The sequence below is a fragment of the Pseudomonas sp. 2FE genome (genome assembly GCF_005503735.1).
Lineage (GTDB): Bacteria > Pseudomonadota > Gammaproteobacteria > Pseudomonadales > Pseudomonadaceae > Aquipseudomonas.
In genome coordinates this window covers 1-19,116 of record NZ_SCMO01000007.1, presented here as the reverse complement: position 1 = coordinate 19,116, position 19,116 = coordinate 1, and the positions used below count along the sequence as shown (strand labels likewise).

Below are 19,116 nucleotides of genomic sequence, written 5' to 3'. Positions count from 1 at the left end.
GTCGGAATGCTCATTGACTACAGTCAACTGCGCTTCCTCGCCTGTTTTCGCCTTGCCTGACCTGCGCTCGCAACGACCTAAACAGGTCCTACGGATTAAATAAGGAAGATTATGGAATTCGCTTTCTACTTCGCTTCAGGCGTCGCCGTGGTGTCCACCTTGCGGGTGATCACCAATACCAATCCGGTACACGCCCTGCTCTACCTGATCATCTCGCTGATGGCGGTATCGATGACCTTCTTCAGCCTCGGTGCGCCATTTGCCGGTGCGTTGGAGATCATCGTCTACGCTGGCGCAATCATGGTGTTGTTCGTCTTCGTGGTGATGATGCTCAACCTCGGCCCAGTCGCCGCCGAACAGGAACGCGCCTGGCTCAAGCCCGGTATCTGGGGCGGCCCCGCGCTGCTCTCGGCGCTGCTGTTGGCTGAACTGCTGTATGTGCTGCTCGGTAACCCGAGTGCTGGCGCGATCGGCCAGACTACCGTGGACGCCAGGGTTGTCGGTATCAGCCTGTTCGGCCCCTACCTGCTGGTCGTGGAACTCGCGTCCATGCTGCTGCTGGCCGCAATAGTGGCGGCTTTCCACCTCGGCCGTCACGAGGCGAAGGAACAATGATGAACTCAATTCCCCTGGAGCATGGCCTGGCCGTCGCCGGCGTACTGTTCTGCCTCGGTCTGGTTGGCCTGATGGTGCGACGCAACATCCTCTTCGTGCTGATGAGCCTGGAGATCATGATGAACGCCACCGGTCTGGCCTTTATCGTCGCTGGCAGCCGCTGGGCACAGCCTGACGGTCAGGTCATGTTCATTCTGGTCCTGAGCTTGGCTGCGGCCGAAGCCAGTATCGGTCTGGCGGTTCTGATGCAGCTGTACCGCCGCTTCCACACCCTCGATATCGACGCTGCCAGCGAGATGCGCGGATGAACCTTCTATTTCTAACCTGTCTATTCCCTCTGCTCGGCTTCCTGCTGCTCTCGTTCTCGCGCGGCAGATGGTCGGAAAACCTCTCGGCGCTGATCGGCGTGGGTTCGGTCGGACTCTCCGCGCTGACCACGGTCTGGATCATCTGGCAATTCAACGTCGCCCCGCCTGAAGGTGGCGTGTACACCCAACTGCTCTGGCAGTGGATGTCGGTGGATGGCTTCACACCGAGTTTCACCCTCTATCTGGACGGCTTGTCGCTGACCATGCTCGGCGTGGTCACCGGCGTTGGCTTTCTGATCCACCTGTTCGCCTCCTGGTACATGCGCGGGGAAGAGGGCTACTCGCGCTTCTTCTCCTATATGAACCTGTTCATCGCCAGCATGCTGTTTCTGGTGCTCGGCGATAACCTGCTGTTCCTCTACTTCGGCTGGGAAGGCGTGGGCCTGTGCAGCTACCTGCTGATCGGCTTCTACTATAAGCACGTGCCCAACGGTAACGCGGCGCTCAAGGCCTTCATCGTCACCCGGATCGGCGACGTGTTCATGGCCATCGGCTTGTTCATTCTGTTCGTCCAGCTCGGCACCCTGAATATTCAGGAACTGCTGGTCCTGGCACCCCAGAAGTTCGTTGCCGGCGATACTTGGATGGTCCTGGCGACACTGATGCTGCTCGGTGGCGCAGTGGGTAAATCCGCTCAGCTGCCACTGCAGACCTGGCTAGCCGATGCGATGGCCGGCCCGACGCCAGTCTCCGCCTTGATCCACGCGGCGACCATGGTCACCGCCGGCGTCTACCTGATTGCCCGGACCCACGGTCTGTTCGCCCTGGCACCGAGTATTCTCGAGCTGGTCGGCATAGTCGGCGGCATCACCCTGGTACTCGCCGGCTTTGCCGCACTGGTACAGACCGACATCAAACGTATCCTCGCCTACTCGACCATGAGCCAGATCGGCTACATGTTCCTGGCGCTGGGTGTCGGTGCCTGGGACGCGGCGATCTTCCACCTGATGACCCACGCCTTCTTCAAAGCGCTGCTGTTCCTCGGCTCCGGTGCGGTGATCGTCGCCTGCCACCACGAGCAGAACATCTTCAAGATGGGCGGCTTGTGGAAGAAACTGCCGCTGGCCTATGTGAGCTTTATCGTCGGTGGCGCCGCACTGGCGGCTCTACCGCTGCTCACCGCGGGTTTCTACTCGAAGGATGAAATCCTCTGGGAGGCGTTCGCCAGTGGCCATCAGCCGCTGCTGTATGCCGGTCTGGCCGGGGCCTTCATGACCTCGCTGTACACCTTCCGGCTGATCTTCATCACCTTCCACGGTGAAGTGAAGACCGAAGCGCACGCGGGCCACGGGATCAGCCATTGGTTACCGCTGACTTTGCTGATCGTACTCTCGACTTTCGTCGGCGCGCTGATCACCCCGCCACTCGCTGGCGTACTGCCGCAGAGCGTCGGGCATGCCGGTGGCGAAGCCAAACACAGCCTGGAAATCGCCTCGGGCGCCATCGCGCTGGCCGGTATTCTGCTGGCTGCGCTGCTGTTCCTCGGCAAGCGTGGTTTCGCCAGCGCACTAGCCGACAGTGCACCGGGACGCTTTCTCTCAGCCTGGTGGTTCGCCGCCTGGGGCTTCGATTGGCTGTACGACAAGCTGTTCGTCAAACCCTATATGTGGCTGACCCAGTTATTCGCACATGACCCTATCGACCACAGCATTGGCTTGATTCCGCGCCTGACGCGGGGTGGGCACAAGCTCATGAGTCGCACCGAAACCGGCAATCTGCGCTGGTATGCGGCCTCTATCGCCGGCGGTGCAGTACTGGTGCTGGGCGCCGTACTGCTGGTCACTGTCTGAAATGAATTTGCGCATTTGCGAAAGGAATTGAGCCCGTCATGATCCTGCCTTGGCTAATCCTGATCCCCTTTATTGGCGGCCTGTTGTGCTGGCAAGCGGAGCGCTTCGGCGCCACCGCGCCACGCTGGATCGCCATGTTGACCATGGTTCTATTGCTGGGACTCGGCCTCTGGCTCTGGTTCACCGGCGACTACAACCTGGCCCCCGCCCCTGGCGCCGACCCGACCTGGGCCCTTGAGTTCAAGCTCCAGTGGATCGAGCGTTTCGGCATCAACGTGCACCTGGCGCTGGATGGCCTGTCGCTGCTGATGATCCTGCTCACCGGCCTGCTCGGTGTGCTCTCGGTCATGTGTTCCTGGAAGGAGATCCAACGCCACGTCGGCTTCTTCCACCTCAACCTGATGTGGATTCTCGGCGGCGTGGTCGGCGTGTTCCTCGCGCTCGATCTGTTCCTGTTCTTCTTCTTCTGGGAAATGATGCTGGTGCCGATGTACTTCCTCATCGCGCTCTGGGGTCACAGTGCAACGGATGGCAAGAAGTCGCGGATTTACGCCGCGACCAAATTCTTCATCTACACCCAGGCCAGCGGCCTGATCATGTTGGTGGCGATTCTCGGCCTGGTCTTCGTCAATTACAGCCAGAGCGGCGTGATCACCTTCGATTACACCCAGTTGCTCAAGGCTGAACTGCCGCCGACGAGCGAATACATCCTGATGCTCGGCTTCTTTATCGCCTTCGCCGTCAAGCTGCCAGTGGTGCCCTTCCACTCCTGGCTGCCGGATGCGCATGCGCAGGCGCCGACTGCCGGCTCCGTCGACCTCGCCGGTATTCTGCTGAAAACCGCGGCCTACGGCATGCTGCGTTTCGCCCTGCCACTGTTCCCGAATGCCTCGGCCGAGTTTGCACCGTTTGCCATGACCCTGGGGCTGATCGGGGTTTTCTACGGCGCCATCCTGGCGTTCGCGCAAACCGACATCAAGCGCCTGGTCGCCTACTCCAGCGTCGCACACATGGGTTTCGTGCTGATCGGTATCTACTCCGGCAGCCAGTTGGCCCTGCAAGGTGTGGTGCTGCAGATGCTCGCCCACGGCCTGTCCGCGGCAGCCCTGTTCATTATCTGCGGCCAGCTCTATGAGCGTACCCACACCCGTGACATGCGTGAGATGGGCGGCCTGTGGTCACGCATCGCCTACTTGCCAGGGATCAGTCTGTTCTTCGCTGCCGCTTCATTGGGGCTGCCGGCAACCGGTAACTTCCTTGGCGAATTCCTGATTCTGCTCGGTATCTTCAAGAGCGTGCCGTGGATCACCGTTATCGCCGCCCCTGGTCTGGTGTTCGCTTCGGTTTACTCGCTGATCATGATCCACCGTGCCTACTTCGGCCCGGGCAAGTCGGAGCAGGTACTGCGTGGCCTGAACGCTCGTGAGCTGCTCATGGTGATCGGCTTGGCCGTGTTGCTGATCCTGCTCGGGGTTTACCCGCAACCGGTGCTCGATACCTCCGCCGCCACCATGCATGGCGTTCAGCAGTGGCTCGGCACCGCTTTCACTCAACTCGCTTCGGCCCGGTAGTTGCGCTATGGAATTCACCACTCAACACTTCATCGCCCTGCTGCCACTACTGGTCGTCAGCGCCACCATCGTCGCCGTGATGCTGGCGATTGCCTGGCGCCGTAACCACTCGCAGACCTTCATTCTCTCGGTGGTAGGTCTCAACCTGGCATTGCTGTCGATCATCCCGGCACTCAAAGTGGCCCCGCTAGCAGTCACCGACCTGATGCAGGTGGATAACTTCGCCTGCTTCTACATGGCGCTGACCCTGGTCGCCACTTTGGCCTGTGTGACCCTGGCGCATGCCTATATGGGTGATGCGAAGGTTGGCTATCCAGGTAACCGCGAAGAACTCTACCTGCTGATTCTGCTGGCGGCGGCTGGCGGCATGGTGTTGGTCAGCGCGCAGCATCTGGCTGGCCTGTTCATCGGCCTGGAACTGCTCTCGGTGCCGGTCTACGGCATGGTTGCCTACGCCTTCTTCGACAAGCGCTCGCTCGAAGCCGGCATCAAGTACATGGTGCTCTCGGCCGCCGGCTCCACGTTCCTGCTGTTCGGCATGGCGCTGTTGTATGCCGACGCCGGCAGCCTGAGCTTCGCCGGGATCGGCGCCAAGCTCGCGGCAACTGGTATGCAGAGCGCATTGGCCCAGATTGGCCTGGGGATGATGCTGGTCGGCCTGGCCTTCAAGCTCTCGCTGGTACCGTTCCACCTGTGGACACCGGACGTCTATGAGGGGGCTCCGGCACCGGTGGCAGCCTTCCTCGCCACCGCCAGCAAGATCGCGGTATTCGCGGTGCTGCTGCGGCTGTTCCAACTGTCGCCGGCGGCTAACGGCGGCCTGCTGAACGATGCGCTGAGCGTGATCGCCATAGCCTCGATCCTGATCGGCAACCTGCTAGCGCTGATGCAGAACAACCTCAAGCGCCTGCTCGGTTATTCCTCCATCGCCCACTTCGGTTACCTGCTGATCGCCCTGATCGCCAGCAAGGGCCTGGCCGTCGAGGCGATTGGCGTTTACCTGGTGACCTACGTGCTGACCAGCCTCGGCGCCTTCGGCGTCATCACGCTGATGTCCACGCCTTTCAAGGGCCGCGATTGCGATGCCTTGTACGAGTATCGCGGGTTGTTCTGGCGGCGCCCGTACCTGACTGCCGTGCTGGCGGTGATGATGCTGTCGCTGGCCGGTATTCCGCTGACTGCCGGCTTTATCGGCAAGTTCTATGTGATCGCCGTCGGCGTGCAATCGCAGCAGTGGTGGCTGCTCGGTTCTCTGGTGCTCGGCAGCGCCATCGGCGTCTTCTACTACCTGCGGGTGATGGTCACGCTGTTCCTGATCGAGCCCAACCTGCATCGCCACGATGCGCCCTTCAACTGGGGCCAACGCACCGGCGGCATCATGCTCTTGGCTATCGCGCTGCTGGCATTCGTCCTTGGCTTGTACCCGCAACCCTTGCTGGATCTGGTGCAGCAGGCAGGACTGATCGCCGCGGGTTAAACCCCGTGCGTGACACAAGAAACCCGGCCGAGTGCCGGGTTTCTTGTTTTGCAACATGGTCTCAGTACGGCGGCCTCAGTACGCTCGGCGCCCTTGAGCCTGTTGTATAAAACACTGCGCAAAGTCCAACGACTTTAGAGCACCATCGCCGCCACCCAACCGAACACCAGCAGCGGCAGGTTGCTGCCGAAGAGCAGAGTTCAGTCGCCAGTGAAGATAGCGGCCCCTGGAGCCTCTACGCGCAGCAGCTGAAAGCCGCCGACGCGGTGATCATCATCGCCCCCGAGTGGAGCGGCATGGCTTGCCCGGCGTTCGTTAACGGCATGTAACACGGCGATATACAGGCCAATTAAGGCCAGGGCGAACCAGGGTAAATTGCCATGCAGTTCTTCCGCGGTCTCATGCAGCCAATCATTCGGCGTCATTTAGGGCAACGGAAACAGGCCGCCAGCCATGCAGCCATCATTCATGCGCTGAAGTCTCTTGGTCTGACCGCGCGGGCCTCTATAATCGCTGCCTTGCGTGATGGAGGCCAGCATGAGCGCTATTCAAATCAAGTTTCCCGCCCTAACCCTGAAAGCCGGCCCACAGGCCTATGCGCGTATCCGTGACACAGGTTTGCGCCCGGTAGACGTGGGCATTTTGCCGGGTGCGGCCGGTGGCCCGAAAGCGCTGGGTATTCAGGGGCTGGACTTGGTGCTGTTCGGCGACTGGCTGCCACGGGCACCTCGCGAGCGCGCGCTGATTGGCGCCTCGATCGGTTCCTGGCGCTTCGCCAGCGCCTGCCTGCCGAACGCCGCGCAAGGCATCCGCCGCCTCGGTGAGTTGTACAGCGCACAGCGTTTCGCCAAGGGTGTGAGCATGGCCGAGGTGTCACGCAGTTGCAGCCGGATGCTCGACGAACTGCTCGATGGTCAGGACTCGCATATCCTCAGCAACCCGCACTACCGCCTCAATGTGATGGTGGTGAAGAGCCTCGGCTTGCTCGCCCATGATCGGCGTAGCGCACTCGGCCTGGGATTGTCCTCGGTAATCGGCAACAACCTGCTCGGCCGCCCGCGCCTGGCCAAGCACTTCGAACGGGTGATTCTGCACGATGCCCGCTTGGCGCCACCGCTGGCAGCACTCAACGACTTCCCCTCGCGCTACCTGCCTCTGGATACCGGCAACCTGCGCCATGCCCTGCTGGCTTCCGGCTCCATCCCTATGGTGATGGAAGGCGTGCGCGACATCCCCGGTGCTGGCGCCGGGACTTATCGCGACGGCGGCCTGCTCGACTATCACCTCGATCTGCCCTACAGCGGCAGCGATGTGGTGCTCTACCCGCACTTCACCGACAAAGTCATCCCCGGGTGGTTCGACAAAGGGCTGCCATGGCGCCGCGCCGATACCACCCGCCTGCAGAACGTGTTGCTACTCGCCCCCTCGCGCGAGTACCTGGCCCGCCTGCCCCACGGCAAGCTGCCCGACCGTAAGGATTTCAGCCGCTATCTGGGTGACGACGCCGGGCGCGAACGCTACTGGCACACAGCGATGGATGAAAGCCGCCGGCTCGGCGATGAGTTCCTCGAGCTGGTGGATAATGGTCGCCTCGGCGCCCAGCTGCAAGCACTCTGATCGAGCGTTTCCCGCAAGCCGATTGAAGCGGCGACAACCGCGCGCTAGGCTGCCACGTGCGCAACCAGGGAGAGGTTCATGAAGCTTGCAGTAGCGGTAATCCACGGCATCGGCACACAGCCTGATCTGCGCGATGCAGACGGCCAACACGTCTTCGCCCAGAACCTGATTAGCAGCCTGCGCCGGCGTCTCGGCGCCGAGGCGGAGCACGTTGCGTTCCAAAGCCTGTACTGGGCCAGCGTGCTGGATAAACGCGAACAGGCCTACCTCGACAAGCTCGCCGGTGAACCGGTTAGCTGGCGCTGGTTGCGGCGTATCGTCACCCTGTTTTTCGGTGATGCCAGCGGCTACCGCAAGGTCAGCCAGGCCTACGACACCACCTACGAAGAAGTGCACCAGTGCCTGTGGCATGGGTTGAACGCCCTGCGCGCGCAAGTCGGGCCACAGACACCGCTGGTGGTGCTGGCCCACTCCCTGGGTGGGCACATCTTCTCCAACTTCGTCTGGGACCAGCAGAAGCTCAACGCCACCCCGAGCTGCCCGCGCGATCCCTTCCTGGCCCTGGAGACGCTGGCCGGCCTGATCACCTTCGGCTGCAACATCCCACTGTTCACCTTCGCCTACGACCCGGTGGTGCCGATCCGTTTTCCCGGCCACTGCCTGACCGAGCAGGTGCGCGAACAGGCGCGCTGGCTGAATCTCTATGCACCGGCCGATCCACTCGGCTACCCGCTACGGCCGCTGCCGGACTACGCCAAGGTAGTGACGCAAGACCGCGCCATGCCGGTCGGTCCCTGGTACAAAAGACACACACCCTTGAGTCATCTGGAGTATTGGGACGATGCCCAGTTTCATGCCTATGTGGCGAATTATCTGTGTCAGTTGCTCCCTGCTTGCGCTGAGTGAAAGCACGCACGCTGCGCTGAATGCACAAGGTCAAGCGCAACTATCAGCCTCCTGGCTCAAGCAGGAACTACAGCGATTACGGCAGTCGCAGCCTTAAATAGCACCGGCCTGCGCGTGCACGCCGGTGTTTTCACTCGATGACTTAGGCCTTAGGCCTCCAACTCCGCCGCTGGCCCAAAGAACTCATAGTGGCACTGGGCATCCGGTATCCCCAACCCACTCAAGTGCCGCTTCACCTGCGCCATAAAAGGCTTAGGCCCCAGGAAGTAAGCATCCAGGTCGCGTTGCGCCGGCAGCCACTGATCAAGCAACTGTGGGGTCAGGAAGCCACTGGTCACCTGGTGATCCTCCGCTCGCGGCTCGCTGTAACAGTAAAAGCGCTTCAACTGTGGATGCGCCGCCACCTTGGTCTCCAGCCAATCGCGAAACGCGTGGGCACCGCTGTGGCGTGCACAGTGGATGAAGTGGATCTCGCGACCACTGTCCAGCGCCTGCTCCAACATCGCCAGTGCCGGCGTGATGCCGACGCCAGCGGTAATCAGCGCCAAGGGCTTGTCTGAAGGCCGCAAGACGAAGGCACCGGCCGGCGGGAAAAGATCGAGGGTATCGCCCTCTGCCAGACGGTCGTGGAGAAAACTCGAAACCCGCCCGCCCGGCTCACGCTTAACGCTGATCCGGTACTCACGCTGATTCGCTGCCGCTGACAGCGAGTAATTGCGCCGCACCTCTTCACCGTCCAATTCAAGGCGCAAGCCAATGTATTGGCCTGGCTCGAAACTCAGCAGCGCGCCGCCATCCACCGGCACCAAGTAGAAGGACGTTATCTCCTCACTCTCTACCCGCTTACGCGCTACGCGGAATTGCCGCGCACCACGCCATCCGCCCTCGGCGCTGGCATTCTCGGCGTAGACCTGCTCTTCCGCGCCGATCAGCAAGCCGGCCAACTGCTGGTAAGCCGCGGCCCACGCAGCGATCACCTCATCGGTTGCCACCTCGGCGCCCAACACCTCGCGAATCGCGCGCAACAGGCAGCCACCAACAATCGGGTAGTGCTCCGGCAATATCTGCAGCGACACATGCTTGCTCACGATCTGACCGACCAATGGGCCTAGGGCTTGCAAGCGATCGATGTGTTTGGCGTACATCAGCACCGCGTTAGCCAAGGCCCGCGACTGCGCCCCACTGGCTTGGTGCGCCTGGTTGAACAGCGGTCGCACCTCTGGGTGTTCGCTCAGCATGATGGTGTAGAAATGCGCGGTCAGGGCTTCACCACCTGACTCCAGCAACGGGACGGTGGCTTTAATCAGAGCAGTCTGCGCAGCGCTTAGCATGAGTTCTCTCCTGAATCGTGTTAGGGTTTCTACACCTGTACAATTCAGTATTCATGCCATAAATTAAGTCTATATTTTTCAATAACTTAATCTTAGAAAGAGTCATAAAGACAGCAACCATTCAGAGTCAAATAGACTCCACAAGGGTCAAAATGACCACAAACCCACTGCTTACCACCCTACTGCCTTTGGTTGCCGATCTCTCGCGCGAACTGCCAGAGGGCGAGCGCTACCGGCGGCTGCTCGGCTCCTTGCGTGAGTTGTTGCCCTGCGACGCGACTGCCTTGCTGCGCTTGGATGGCGAACAATTAGTGCCGCTGGCAGTAGACGGGCTGAGCGCAGATACCCTTGGCCGGCGTTTCAAAGTGGCAGAACATCCGCGTTTGCAGGCGCTGTTGGAAAATTCCCGCCCCACCCACTTTGCCGCCGGTTGCGAACTAGCCGATCCCTACGACGGCCTGGTCGAGGGGCATCATGGCCAGCTTGAAGTCCATGATTGTATCGGCTGCCCACTCTATCTCGACGAGCGTCCGTGGGGAGTATTGACCCTCGATGCGCTCAACCCGGAACGCTTCGGCCCTGCCGATCTGGACACCCTCGAGGCCTTCGCCAGCCTTGCCGCCGCCACCGTCAAAGCGAGCGAACGCATACACAGCCTGACCCGGCGCGCCGAAGATCAGCATCAACTGGCCGAGGCCTATAAACAGGCCGCCGGGCAGGTACGCCCACGCGAGATGATTGGCCAAAGCCTCGCGCATAAACGCTTACTCGAAGAGATAGCGCTGGTCGGCAACAGTGAGTTGAGCGTGCTGATTAGCGGTGAAACCGGTGTCGGCAAGGAGCTCGTCGCTCAAGCCATTCATGCCCAGTCCACCCGCGCGCAGTCGCCACTGATCAGCCTGAACTGTGCAGCCCTGCCGGAAACCCTGGTGGAGAGCGAACTGTTCGGCCATGTCCGCGGGGCCTTTTCCGGCGCGGTCAGCGAACGACGTGGCAAGTTCGAACTTGCCGATGGCGGCACCCTATTTCTCGATGAGCTAGGCGAGTTGCCGCTGGCCGTACAAGCCAAGCTACTGCGTGTCCTGCAGAGCGGGCAATTGCAGCGGGTTGGCTCGGATCGTGAGCACCAAGTGAATGTCCGTGTGCTTGCCGCCACTAACCGTGATCTCGCCGAGGAGGTTCGGGCTGGGCGCTTTCGCGCCGACCTCTATCACCGTCTCAGCGTTTATCCGCTTCGCGTCCCTCCGCTGCGCGAGCGCGGACGCGACGTTATTTTACTGGCGGGCTATTTTCTCGAAGAGAACCGCCCGCGCCTCGGCCTGCGTAGCCTGCGCCTAGCACCAGACGCGCAGGCCGCGCTAGTGGGTTATCGGTGGCCAGGGAACGTGCGCGAGCTGGAACACTTGATCGGCCGCGCCGCCCTCAAGGCTTTGGCGGCCTGCCCCGAACGCCCTCGAATCCTCAGCCTTCATGCAATCGACCTGGAGCTGCCACAGGGCAGCCAAACGATCGCTGAAGTCCTGCAGCCTCAGACACCAAGCCAGCTAGAGACAGGCGACCTGCGCCAGGCGCTGGACAATTATCAACGTCTATTAATTAGCGACTGCCTGTCACGCCACCAAGGCAGCTGGGCCGCGGCAGCCCGAGAACTGGGGCTGGATCGCGCGAATCTGAACCGACTCGCCAGGCGGTTGGCTCTCAAGTAGCTCTAACCGGGCCGGCCTCAAACACCTCCTCCGTGCTGACTCCAAGGACAGCTCTGCAACGGGTAAAGCCCTGGTAGAACTGTTAAACTTGCTCCCTATTTTGATCGCACCCGCGGTCGTACCTTTTCAGAGCGCAACACCGTGGAACTGTTTAAAGAATTCATCTTCGAAGCGGCTCATCGCCTCCCCCATGTGCCGGAAGGCCATAAATGCGGCCGCCTACACGGCCATTCGTTTCGTGTAGCCATTTACATCGAGGGCGAAGTCGATCCCTATACCGGCTGGATTCGCGACTTCTCCGAGATCAAAGCGATCTTCAAGCCGCTCTACGAGCAGCTTGACCACAACTACCTGAACGATATCCCTGGCCTGGAAAACCCCACCAGCGAGGTTCTCTCCAAGTGGATCTGGCAACAGCTAAAGCCCCTGCTGCCCGAGCTCTCCCGTGTCCGCATCCATGAGACCTGTACCAGCGGCTGCGAATACCGCGGTGACTGACCTGCCAGCCTGCGAAGGTGGCTTTTTATTGCACGCGATTTATCGCAGGTACTGGCGCCTTAAGCTTCCCTGCCCGCGCCATGCGAACGGGAGTCGTAGAGCGCAAGGCTCTTCCCGCCATGCAGACGGGTTCATATCGCCTCGGCGCGCCTGGGTAAGGCGATAGAAATCAGCGCGGCCAGCAACACGAAGGCCGTTGAAATCCACAGACAGGCAATAAGCCCATAAACCTGGTAGATCCACCCGGACAGCAGGGTGCCGATCAGCCGGCCCATGGCGTTGGACATGTAATAGAAGCCCACATCCAGTGACACCCCGTCTTCCTTGGCGTAGGAGACGATCAGGTAGCTGTGCAGCGAGGAGTTCACCGCGAACAGCGCGCCGAACACCAGCAAGCCACCCAGCAGCAGCACCTGCGCGGATAGCCCGGCATTCAATCCCAGCGCGATAGCGGCCGGCAAACCGGCCAACAGCAGCGCCCAGACGAAGGCGGCACGACCATCGGGAACATGCCCGCGCCGCTTGCCGGTGATCGCCGGCGCGAAGGACTGGACGATGCCGTAGCCGATGATCCAGACCGCGAGGAAGCCGCCGACCAGCCAGAAGTCCCAGCCGAACACGCTGCTCAGATACACCGGCAGCGCCACCACGAACCACACATCGCGGGCCCCGAACAAAAACAAGCGTGCGGCAGACAGGATATTGATTGCCCGACTCTTGGACAGGATGTCGCGGAACTTCGGCTTGGCCTTGGCCTTGCCCAGATCCTTCTTCAGCAGGAACAGGCTGCTCAGCCAGATCAGCGCCAGTACCGCCGCCATGGCCAGCACCGCGCCCTTGAAGCCCAGCAGCGCGAGCAAGGCGCCACCGAGGAAGAAGCCCACGCCCTTGAGCGCATTCTTCGAGCCGGTGAGGATGGCCACCCACTGGTACAGCCTGCCTTGCTGATTGCCCGGCACCAGGAGCTTGATCGAGCTCTTGGCGCTCATCTTGTTGAGATCCTTGGCGATGCCCGACAGCGCCTGGGCACCCATCACCCAGGGGATGGTCAGCCAGGCTGCTGGCACCGTGAGCATCAGCAAGGCCACCACCTGCATTCCCAGGCCGATGTTCATGGTGCGATTCAGGCCCAGACGGGCACCGAGGTAGCCGCCTATCAGGTTGGTGATGACCCCGAAGATCTCGTAGAACAGGAACAGAAACGCGATCTGCAGCGGGCTGTAGCCCAACGCATGAAAGTGCAGCACCACCAGCATGCGCAGGGCGCCATCGGTGAGGGTGAACGCCCAGTAATTACCGGTCACCAGCAGGTATTGGCGCACTTCCGGGGCAAGGGCTGACAACGCTTTCATGATCGCTCCCTGCCTCCTATCAACCGGCCAGGCCGACCAGTTTGGCCAGTTCGACGGTCCGGTTGGCGTAACCCCATTCGTTGTCGTACCAGGCGTAGAGCTTCACCTGGGTGCCGTTGACCACCATGGTCGACAGCGCATCGATGATCGAGGAGCGCGGGTCGGTGCGGTAATCGATGGACACCAGCGGACGCTCCTCATAGCCGAGGATGTCCTTCAGCTCGTTCTCGGCGGCAGCCTTGAGCAACTGGTTGACCTCCTCCACCGTGGTCGCACGCTCCACCTCGAACACGCAGTCGGTCAGCGAGGCGTTGGCCAGCGGCACGCGCACGGCGTGGCCGTTCAGGCGCCCGCGCAGCTCGGGGAAGATTTCCGCGATGGCGGTGGCCGAGCCGGTGCTGGTCGGGATCAGGCTCATGCCCGAGGCGCGGGCGCGGCGCAGATCCTTGTGCGGCTGGTCGAGGATGCTTTGGGTGTTGGTCAGATCGTGAATCGTGGTGATCGAGCCGTGGCGGATGCCGAGGTTTTCGTGGATCACCTTGACCACCGGGGCCAGGCAGTTGGTGGTGCAGGAGGCGGCGGTGACGATGCGGTGCTCAGCCGGGTCGAACAGGTGCTGGTTGACGCCCATGACGACGTTCAGCGCACCTTTCTCCTTCACCGGTGCGCTGACCACCACACGCTTCACGCCCTGATCCAGGTAGGCCTGGAGCACTGCGACGGTTTTCATCTTGCCGCTGGCCTCGATCACCAGATCGCAACCCGACCAGTCGGTGTCGGCGATGGCCTTGTTGGCGCTGACCTGGATGCGCTTGCCGCCGATCACCACGCAATCGCCGTCGGCGCTGGCCTCGTGCTGCCAGCGGCCATGCACCGAGTCAAAATTCAACAGATGGGCGTGGGTCGCCGCATCGCCGGCTGGGTCGTTGATCTGCACGAACTCCAGCTCCGGCCAGTCCCAGGCCGCGCGCAGGGCCAGACGACCGATGCGGCCGAAACCGTTGATGCCTATTTTGATGCTCATGCTGTTGTTCTCTGAGTCTGTTGTTAGTTGGCGCCCGACTTGTCGGAGTCGAACTGAGTGATGTACTGGACATGGGCTGGATGCTGGAGGGCGCGGGGCCGCAGTGCCTGCACCTCATTGATCGCTGCGCGAAACGGCACGCCACACTCGATCAGCAGTTGCGCGGCAATCAACCCGGTACGGCCAGAGCCACCCTTGCAGTGGATGGCGATGTTCTTGCCCTCAACCAGCATTGCTTGATCCGCTCACGGTTCAATTCCCAGGCCGCCTGGAACGGCTCGCCGGGTGCCTGCTCGTCCTCCACCGGTAGGTGAAACCACTCGATGCCACGCTGCTGGCATTGCTCGGGCAGCTGGTCGATTTCGTTCTGGCGCAGCTCCTCGCTCGGCATCAGCGTCAGCAAGGCCGAAGCGCCGGCTTCTTGAAGCGTGTCCAACGCATCGGCGACCGAGGTGTCCTTGGTGCCAGGGCATGGTGTGAAGATCAGTTGGCCTTGCACATCAGCCGCAGTGAGTACGGAGTACGGGTGTTGTTGCACGATCGGGTGTTCCTCAAATGGAGCGTTGATTGACGCGCTTGGAGAGTTCTTCCGCCGATTCCTTGCGTTCGGAATAGCGGTCGACTAGGTAGTCCTGCCGCTCGCGCAGCAATAGGGTGAACTTGACCAGCTCCTCCATCACGTCCACCACACGGTCGTAGAAGGAGGACGGTTTCATCCGCCCGGCTTCGTCGAATTCGAGGAAGGCCTTGGGCACCGAGGACTGGTTGGGGATGGTGACCATGCGCATCCAGCGGCCCAGCACGCGCAACTGGTTGACCACGTTGAACGACTGCGAGCCGCCACAGACCTGCATCACCGCCAGAGTCTTGCCCTGGGTCGGGCGTACCGCACCCATGGCCAGCGGAACCCAGTCGATCTGCGCCTTGAATACGGCACTCATCGAGCCGTGGCGTTCCGGCGAACACCAGACCTGGCCTTCCGACCAGAGCATCAGTTCGCGCAGCTCCTGCACCTTTGGATGGCTATCTGGAACGTCATCCGGCAGGGGCAGGCCGGAAGGGTTGAAGATGCGCGTCTCGGCGCCAAAGTGCTGCAACAGGCGCGCAGCTTCTTCCACCAACAGACGGCTGAAGGAACGCTCGCGGGTCGAGCCATAGAGCAGCAAGATCCGCGGCTTGTGCGTGGCTTTCAGTTCAATGCCGAGCTTTTCGGGCGTCGGTAACTCGACCAGTTCGGCATCGAGGTTTGGGGTGTGATCGTCGTACATGAACTCACTCCTGAGCGAGGGCGCCTTTGAGCTGATCGAACCAGCGGCGTTTCAGCCAGAGGGCGACGCCAACCAGGGAGATCAGCACCGGCACTTCCACCAGCGGGCCGATTACCGTGGCGAAGGCCACCGGCGAGGCGAGGCCGAAGGTGGCTATGGCCACGGCGATGGCCAGTTCGAAGTTGTTGCTGGCAGCGGTGAAGGCCAGCGCGGTGGTTTTCGGGTAGTCCGCTTCAAGCAACTTGCCCATCCAGAAGCTGATGAAGAACATCACCACGAAGTAGATGGTCAGCGGGATGGCGATACGCAGCACGTCCACCGGCAGTTGCAACACCCTGTCGCCCTTGAGGCTGAACATCGCAACGATGGTGAGTAGCAGGGCCACCAGGGTCAGTGGGCTGATCTTCGGGATGAAGCGCTCGCTGTACCAGTTTTGGCCCTTGCGGCTGATCAGCATCTTGCGAGTGAGGAAGCCGGCCAGGAACGGAATGCCCATGTAGATCAGCACCGACTCGGCGATGTCGACGAAGCTGGTCTCGAACACGCTGCTTTCCAGGCCGAACAGTGGCGGCAGCAGGCCGAGGAAAATCCAGGCATACACGCTGAAGAACAGGATCTGGAAGATGCTGTTGAAGGCTACCAGCCCGGCGACGTACTGGTTGTTGCCCCCCGCGATCTGATTCCACACCAGCACCATGGCGATGCAGCGGGCCAGGCCGATGAGGATCAGGCCTGTCATGTACTCCGGCTTGTCGGCGAGAAACACGATAGCCAAAAAAAACATCAATACCGGGCCGATGACCCAGTTCTGCACCAGAGACAACGCCAGGATGCGCTTGTCCTTGAAGACTTCAGGCAGCTCCTCGTACCTGACCTTGGCCAAGGGTGGGTACATCATCACGACCAGGCCGATGGCAATGGGGATATTGGTCGAACCCACCGACAGGCTGTTGAGCCAACCCGGAAAACCATCGACCAGGCTACCGAGACCAATACCAAGCGCCATGGCGAGGAAAATCCAGACCGTCAGGTAGCGATCTAGGAAGGAAAGGCGGCTTTTGCTCATCATTGATTCTCCTGCTGCTCAGAGGGTGCCGATTAGGGCCAGTTCGGCCTTGAGCTGCTCGGCATTTATCTGCTTGAACGGCAGCGCGAGGAAGGCTTGGATACGCGTGCGGATGGTTTCCAAGGTGCTTTCGAAAGCAGCCTCGACCTCCTCTTGAGTCCCCTGATAGTCCGACGGGGCAGCCAGCCCCCAGTGGGCCTTGGTCGCCGGGCCGAAAAATATTGGGCAGACTTCACCGGCGGCCTTGTCGCAAACGGTGATAACGAAATCCGGAGCCAGCCCTTCGTGGACATCGCTGGATTTGCTGTGCAGCCCGTCGGTTGAGATACCCGCCTTCTCCAGGGTCTTCAGGCTCAGCGGATGCACATAGCCTTTCGGCTGGCTGCCCGCGCTGTACGCCTTCATCCCGACGGGCACCGATTGAACACGGCTTCGGAGAGGATGCTGCGGCAGCTGTTGGCCGTGCAGAGGAACAGAATCTTCATCGGGTGATCTCGTAATGGCCGAGCGTGGCTCAGGCGGATGGGCTCAGCAGCAAGCGGCAAGCCGTTCAGGCCGATCTCCCATTTCTTCGAGGCGTTTCAAGTTGGGGCTGAGCCAGTGCTTGTTGGCGTCGAGCACGGTGCTCAGGATGCTGTGCACCCAGTCCGGCAGGTTGGGATGCAGGCGGTAGTACACCCATTGCCCTTGTCGACGATCCGCCAGCATCCCGCAGTTGCGCAGCTGCGCCAGGTGGCGGGATACCTTGGGCTGGCTTTCATCCAGGGCGCAGGTCAGCTCACAGACGCACAGCTCTTGCTCGCGGGCGATCAGCAACGTCATGCGCACGCGGGTTTCATCGGCCAGGCATTTGAATACGGTTGTCGGTGTCAGGTGGTCGGCCATTGCAGGTCTCAACGTTTGGTTTTCACCAGAACGAACATCTTGATGCGCTCATGGAGCTCGTGAAGGGTATGGCGGAAGGCATCGGGCTTGCTGCTGGTTAGCGGGTCTTCGAAGTTCCAGGCCAGCACCTCGCCCGCTCCGGGTAGGGCCTGACACTCCAGCGCCGATTTATCGCACAAGGTGATGACATAATCGAAACGCTCGCCCGCGAACTCATCGATCGACTTGCTGCGCAGCCCCTCGGTGCTCACCCCCAGGTGTCCGAGGGACTCGAAGGTGCGGGGGTCGACTTCGCTCGGCGCAGTACCGGCACTGAAGGCCTCGAAGCGCTCGGAATCGGTATGCCGCAGCAGCGCCTCCGCCAATTGCGAACGAACGGCATTGGCGACACAAACGAACAGGACGCGAGTCTTGTAGGCCATTGCTAAGTCTCTGCATAGATATGGTTAAACGAATATACGATTTAACGAATACTCAGTAAAGCTCCATGGCCGAATGGCGACGACACCTCCTATCCTCGCTTACTCACCGGAAGACTCTTCGCTGAAAAGCCTGCGCGCTACGAAAGGAACAATGCGCAACTCGCCAGTACCGCAACATCTGATTATTCGTAAGCGCTCCATAAACCCCGTCTTCAAATGATCTGAATGCCGGTCGATGCTGCTCTCCAATTTCTTTTTGGAGCCAGCCGCCATGATGCGTCCCGACGCCAAAGTCGAAAAAGTCTATCTGAACCGCCCCGGCTTTCCCGGAGGCTCCAACTCTTGAGAGGATGGAGCCATGAAGACAGCAACGAAGTATTCCCCGGAAGTCCGCGAGCGAGCGGTTCGTTTGGTGCTGGAGCATCAAGACGGGCATGACTCGGAGTGGGCGGCGATCTGCTCAATTGCCGCCAAGATTGGTTGTACCGCCGAAACGCTGCGCCGCTGGGTGCGCCAGGCCGAACGCGACAGTGGCAAGCGCGAAGGTTAGACCAGCAGCGAACGCGAGCGGATCAAGGCATTGGAACGTGAAGTGCGTGAGCTGCGCCAGGCCAACGAGATCCTGCGCAAGGCGTCCGCGTATTTTGCCCAGGCGGAGCTCGACCGCCGCTTCAAGCCATGACAGCGTTCATCGACGAGCATCGTGCGGTTTATGGAGTCGAGCCGATCTGCCGGGTACTGCCGATCGCTCCATCGACCTACTACGCCCATGCGCTGTGCCAGGCTGCCCCCGAGCGGCGTTCCCCACGAGCACAGCGTGACGAGGTGCTGAGTGAGCATATCCAGCGGGTCTGGGAGGAGAACTTCCAGGTCTATGGCGTGCGCAAGGTCTGGCGGCAGCTCAAGCGCGAAGGCGTAGTGGCGGCCCGCTGCACGGTGGAGCGGTTGATGCGGCGACTGGGTCTGCAAGGTGTCGTACGCGGCAAACCGGTCAAGACTACGATCAGCGACAAGGCCAAAGCGTGCCCACTGGATAAGGTCAACCGCCAGTTCCGCGCCGAGCGGCCAAACGCGCTCTGGGTTTCGGATTTCACCTACGTCAGCACCTGGCAGGGCTTCGTCTATGTGGCCTTTGTCATCGACGTATTCGTCCGGCGTATCGTTGGCTGGCGCGTGTCCAGCTCAGCCCGTACCGACTTTGTGCTCGATGCGCTGGAGCA

At 61.2% G+C, this 19,116-nt stretch carries 17 protein-coding genes, 3 pseudogenes and 1 other annotated feature; of the genes and pseudogenes, 10 read left to right on the top strand and 10 right to left on the bottom strand.

What is annotated here, in order from left to right:
• Positions 1-111: 111 nt before the first annotated feature.
• Genes nuoJ through nuoN form a run of 5 tightly spaced genes read left to right on the top strand, consistent with a single transcriptional unit; the run spans position 112 to position 5,821 of the window.
• Positions 112-615 carry an NADH-quinone oxidoreductase subunit J gene (nuoJ, locus tag FFS12_RS12605; protein ID WP_137887140.1) on the top strand — a complete coding sequence of 168 codons (504 nt, stop codon included), beginning with the start codon at positions 112-114 and terminating at the stop codon, positions 613-615.
• Positions 615-923, top strand: a complete 309-nt coding sequence (gene nuoK, locus FFS12_RS12600) for an NADH-quinone oxidoreductase subunit NuoK (RefSeq protein ID WP_119952124.1) — start codon at positions 615-617, stop codon at positions 921-923. Before nuoJ ends, nuoK begins: the two co-directional genes overlap by 1 nt.
• On the top strand, positions 920-2,773 hold the full coding sequence (gene nuoL / locus FFS12_RS12595; RefSeq protein WP_137887139.1) for an NADH-quinone oxidoreductase subunit L: 1,854 nt from the start codon (positions 920-922) through the stop codon (positions 2,771-2,773). The genes nuoK and nuoL overlap by 4 nt, the downstream gene beginning before the upstream one ends.
• A gap of 38 nt (positions 2,774-2,811) precedes the next feature.
• Positions 2,812-4,344, top strand: coding sequence for an NADH-quinone oxidoreductase subunit M (nuoM, locus tag FFS12_RS12590; protein WP_137887138.1), 1,533 nt, complete (start codon positions 2,812-2,814; stop codon positions 4,342-4,344).
• Between the two features lie 7 nt (positions 4,345-4,351).
• Complete coding sequence (nuoN, locus tag FFS12_RS12585) at positions 4,352-5,821, top strand: NADH-quinone oxidoreductase subunit NuoN (RefSeq protein WP_137887137.1); 1,470 nt, start codon at positions 4,352-4,354, stop codon at positions 5,819-5,821.
• Between the two features lie 200 nt (positions 5,822-6,021).
• On the opposite strand, the gene FFS12_RS19925 is transcribed toward nuoN, so the two are convergent.
• Positions 6,022-6,246, bottom strand: coding sequence for a hypothetical protein (locus FFS12_RS19925; RefSeq protein WP_171011870.1), 225 nt, complete (start codon positions 6,244-6,246; stop codon positions 6,022-6,024).
• A gap of 112 nt (positions 6,247-6,358) precedes the next feature.
• Between FFS12_RS19925 and FFS12_RS12575 the strand changes: the two genes are divergently transcribed.
• Together FFS12_RS12575 and FFS12_RS12570 are read left to right on the top strand one after the other, a co-directional pair.
• On the top strand, positions 6,359-7,438 hold the full coding sequence (locus FFS12_RS12575) for a patatin-like phospholipase family protein (RefSeq protein ID WP_137887136.1): 1,080 nt from the start codon (positions 6,359-6,361) through the stop codon (positions 7,436-7,438).
• A 78-nt stretch (positions 7,439-7,516) separates the two neighbouring features.
• Positions 7,517-8,344 (top strand): hypothetical protein, encoded by an 828-nt coding sequence (locus FFS12_RS12570; RefSeq protein WP_137887135.1) that lies wholly within the window; start codon positions 7,517-7,519, stop codon positions 8,342-8,344.
• 149 nt (positions 8,345-8,493) lie between these two features.
• Here FFS12_RS12570 and hmpA read toward each other — a convergent pair whose 3' ends face one another.
• Complete coding sequence (gene hmpA, locus FFS12_RS12565) at positions 8,494-9,675, bottom strand: NO-inducible flavohemoprotein (protein ID WP_137887134.1); 1,182 nt, start codon at positions 9,673-9,675, stop codon at positions 8,494-8,496.
• Between the two features lie 152 nt (positions 9,676-9,827).
• Here hmpA and norR point away from each other — a divergent pair, with 152 nt between their 5' ends.
• Entirely contained in the window at positions 9,828-11,381 is a 1,554-nt protein-coding gene (gene norR, locus FFS12_RS12560) for a nitric oxide reductase transcriptional regulator NorR (RefSeq protein ID WP_137887133.1), read from the top strand.
• 141 nt (positions 11,382-11,522) lie between these two features.
• Positions 11,523-11,879: a 6-carboxytetrahydropterin synthase QueD gene (gene queD / locus FFS12_RS12555; RefSeq protein ID WP_137819238.1), complete on the top strand. Its 357-nt coding sequence runs from the start codon at positions 11,523-11,525 to the stop codon at positions 11,877-11,879.
• A gap of 131 nt (positions 11,880-12,010) precedes the next feature.
• Here the strand turns inward: queD and arsJ are convergent, their stop codons facing one another.
• The 8 genes and pseudogenes from arsJ to FFS12_RS12515 form a co-directional block, all read right to left on the bottom strand.
• Positions 12,011-13,231, bottom strand: a complete 1,221-nt coding sequence (gene arsJ, locus FFS12_RS12550; protein WP_137887132.1) for an organoarsenical effux MFS transporter ArsJ — start codon at positions 13,229-13,231, stop codon at positions 12,011-12,013.
• A gap of 19 nt (positions 13,232-13,250) precedes the next feature.
• Positions 13,251-14,255, bottom strand: coding sequence for an ArsJ-associated glyceraldehyde-3-phosphate dehydrogenase (locus tag FFS12_RS12545; RefSeq protein WP_137887131.1), 1,005 nt, complete (start codon positions 14,253-14,255; stop codon positions 13,251-13,253).
• A gap of 23 nt (positions 14,256-14,278) precedes the next feature.
• Positions 14,279-14,793: pseudogene (locus tag FFS12_RS12540) on the bottom strand (cyclin-dependent kinase inhibitor 3 family protein).
• A gap of 13 nt (positions 14,794-14,806) precedes the next feature.
• Positions 14,807-15,523: an arsenical resistance protein ArsH gene (gene arsH / locus FFS12_RS12535; RefSeq protein ID WP_137887130.1), complete on the bottom strand. Its 717-nt coding sequence runs from the start codon at positions 15,521-15,523 to the stop codon at positions 14,807-14,809.
• 4 nt (positions 15,524-15,527) lie between these two features.
• The gene (gene arsB / locus FFS12_RS12530; protein ID WP_137887129.1) at positions 15,528-16,589 is read right to left on the bottom strand and encodes an ACR3 family arsenite efflux transporter; all 1,062 of its coding nucleotides are present in this window, start codon (positions 16,587-16,589) and stop codon (positions 15,528-15,530) included.
• 18 nt (positions 16,590-16,607) lie between these two features.
• A pseudogene (locus tag FFS12_RS12525) lies at positions 16,608-17,074 on the bottom strand (arsenate reductase ArsC).
• A gap of 43 nt (positions 17,075-17,117) precedes the next feature.
• Positions 17,118-17,474 carry a metalloregulator ArsR/SmtB family transcription factor gene (locus FFS12_RS12520; protein WP_137887128.1) on the bottom strand — a complete coding sequence of 119 codons (357 nt, stop codon included), beginning with the start codon at positions 17,472-17,474 and terminating at the stop codon, positions 17,118-17,120.
• Positions 17,475-17,482: 8 nt separating this feature from the next.
• On the bottom strand, positions 17,483-17,896 hold the full coding sequence (locus FFS12_RS12515) for an arsenate reductase ArsC (RefSeq protein ID WP_137887127.1): 414 nt from the start codon (positions 17,894-17,896) through the stop codon (positions 17,483-17,485).
• A gap of 358 nt (positions 17,897-18,254) precedes the next feature.
• Here FFS12_RS12515 and FFS12_RS12510 point away from each other — a divergent pair.
• Positions 18,255-19,116, top strand: a pseudogene (locus FFS12_RS12510) (IS3 family transposase); the annotation flags it as partial.
• Positions 18,533-18,649: a sequence feature (AL1L pseudoknot), on the top strand. It overlaps the preceding pseudogene by 117 nt.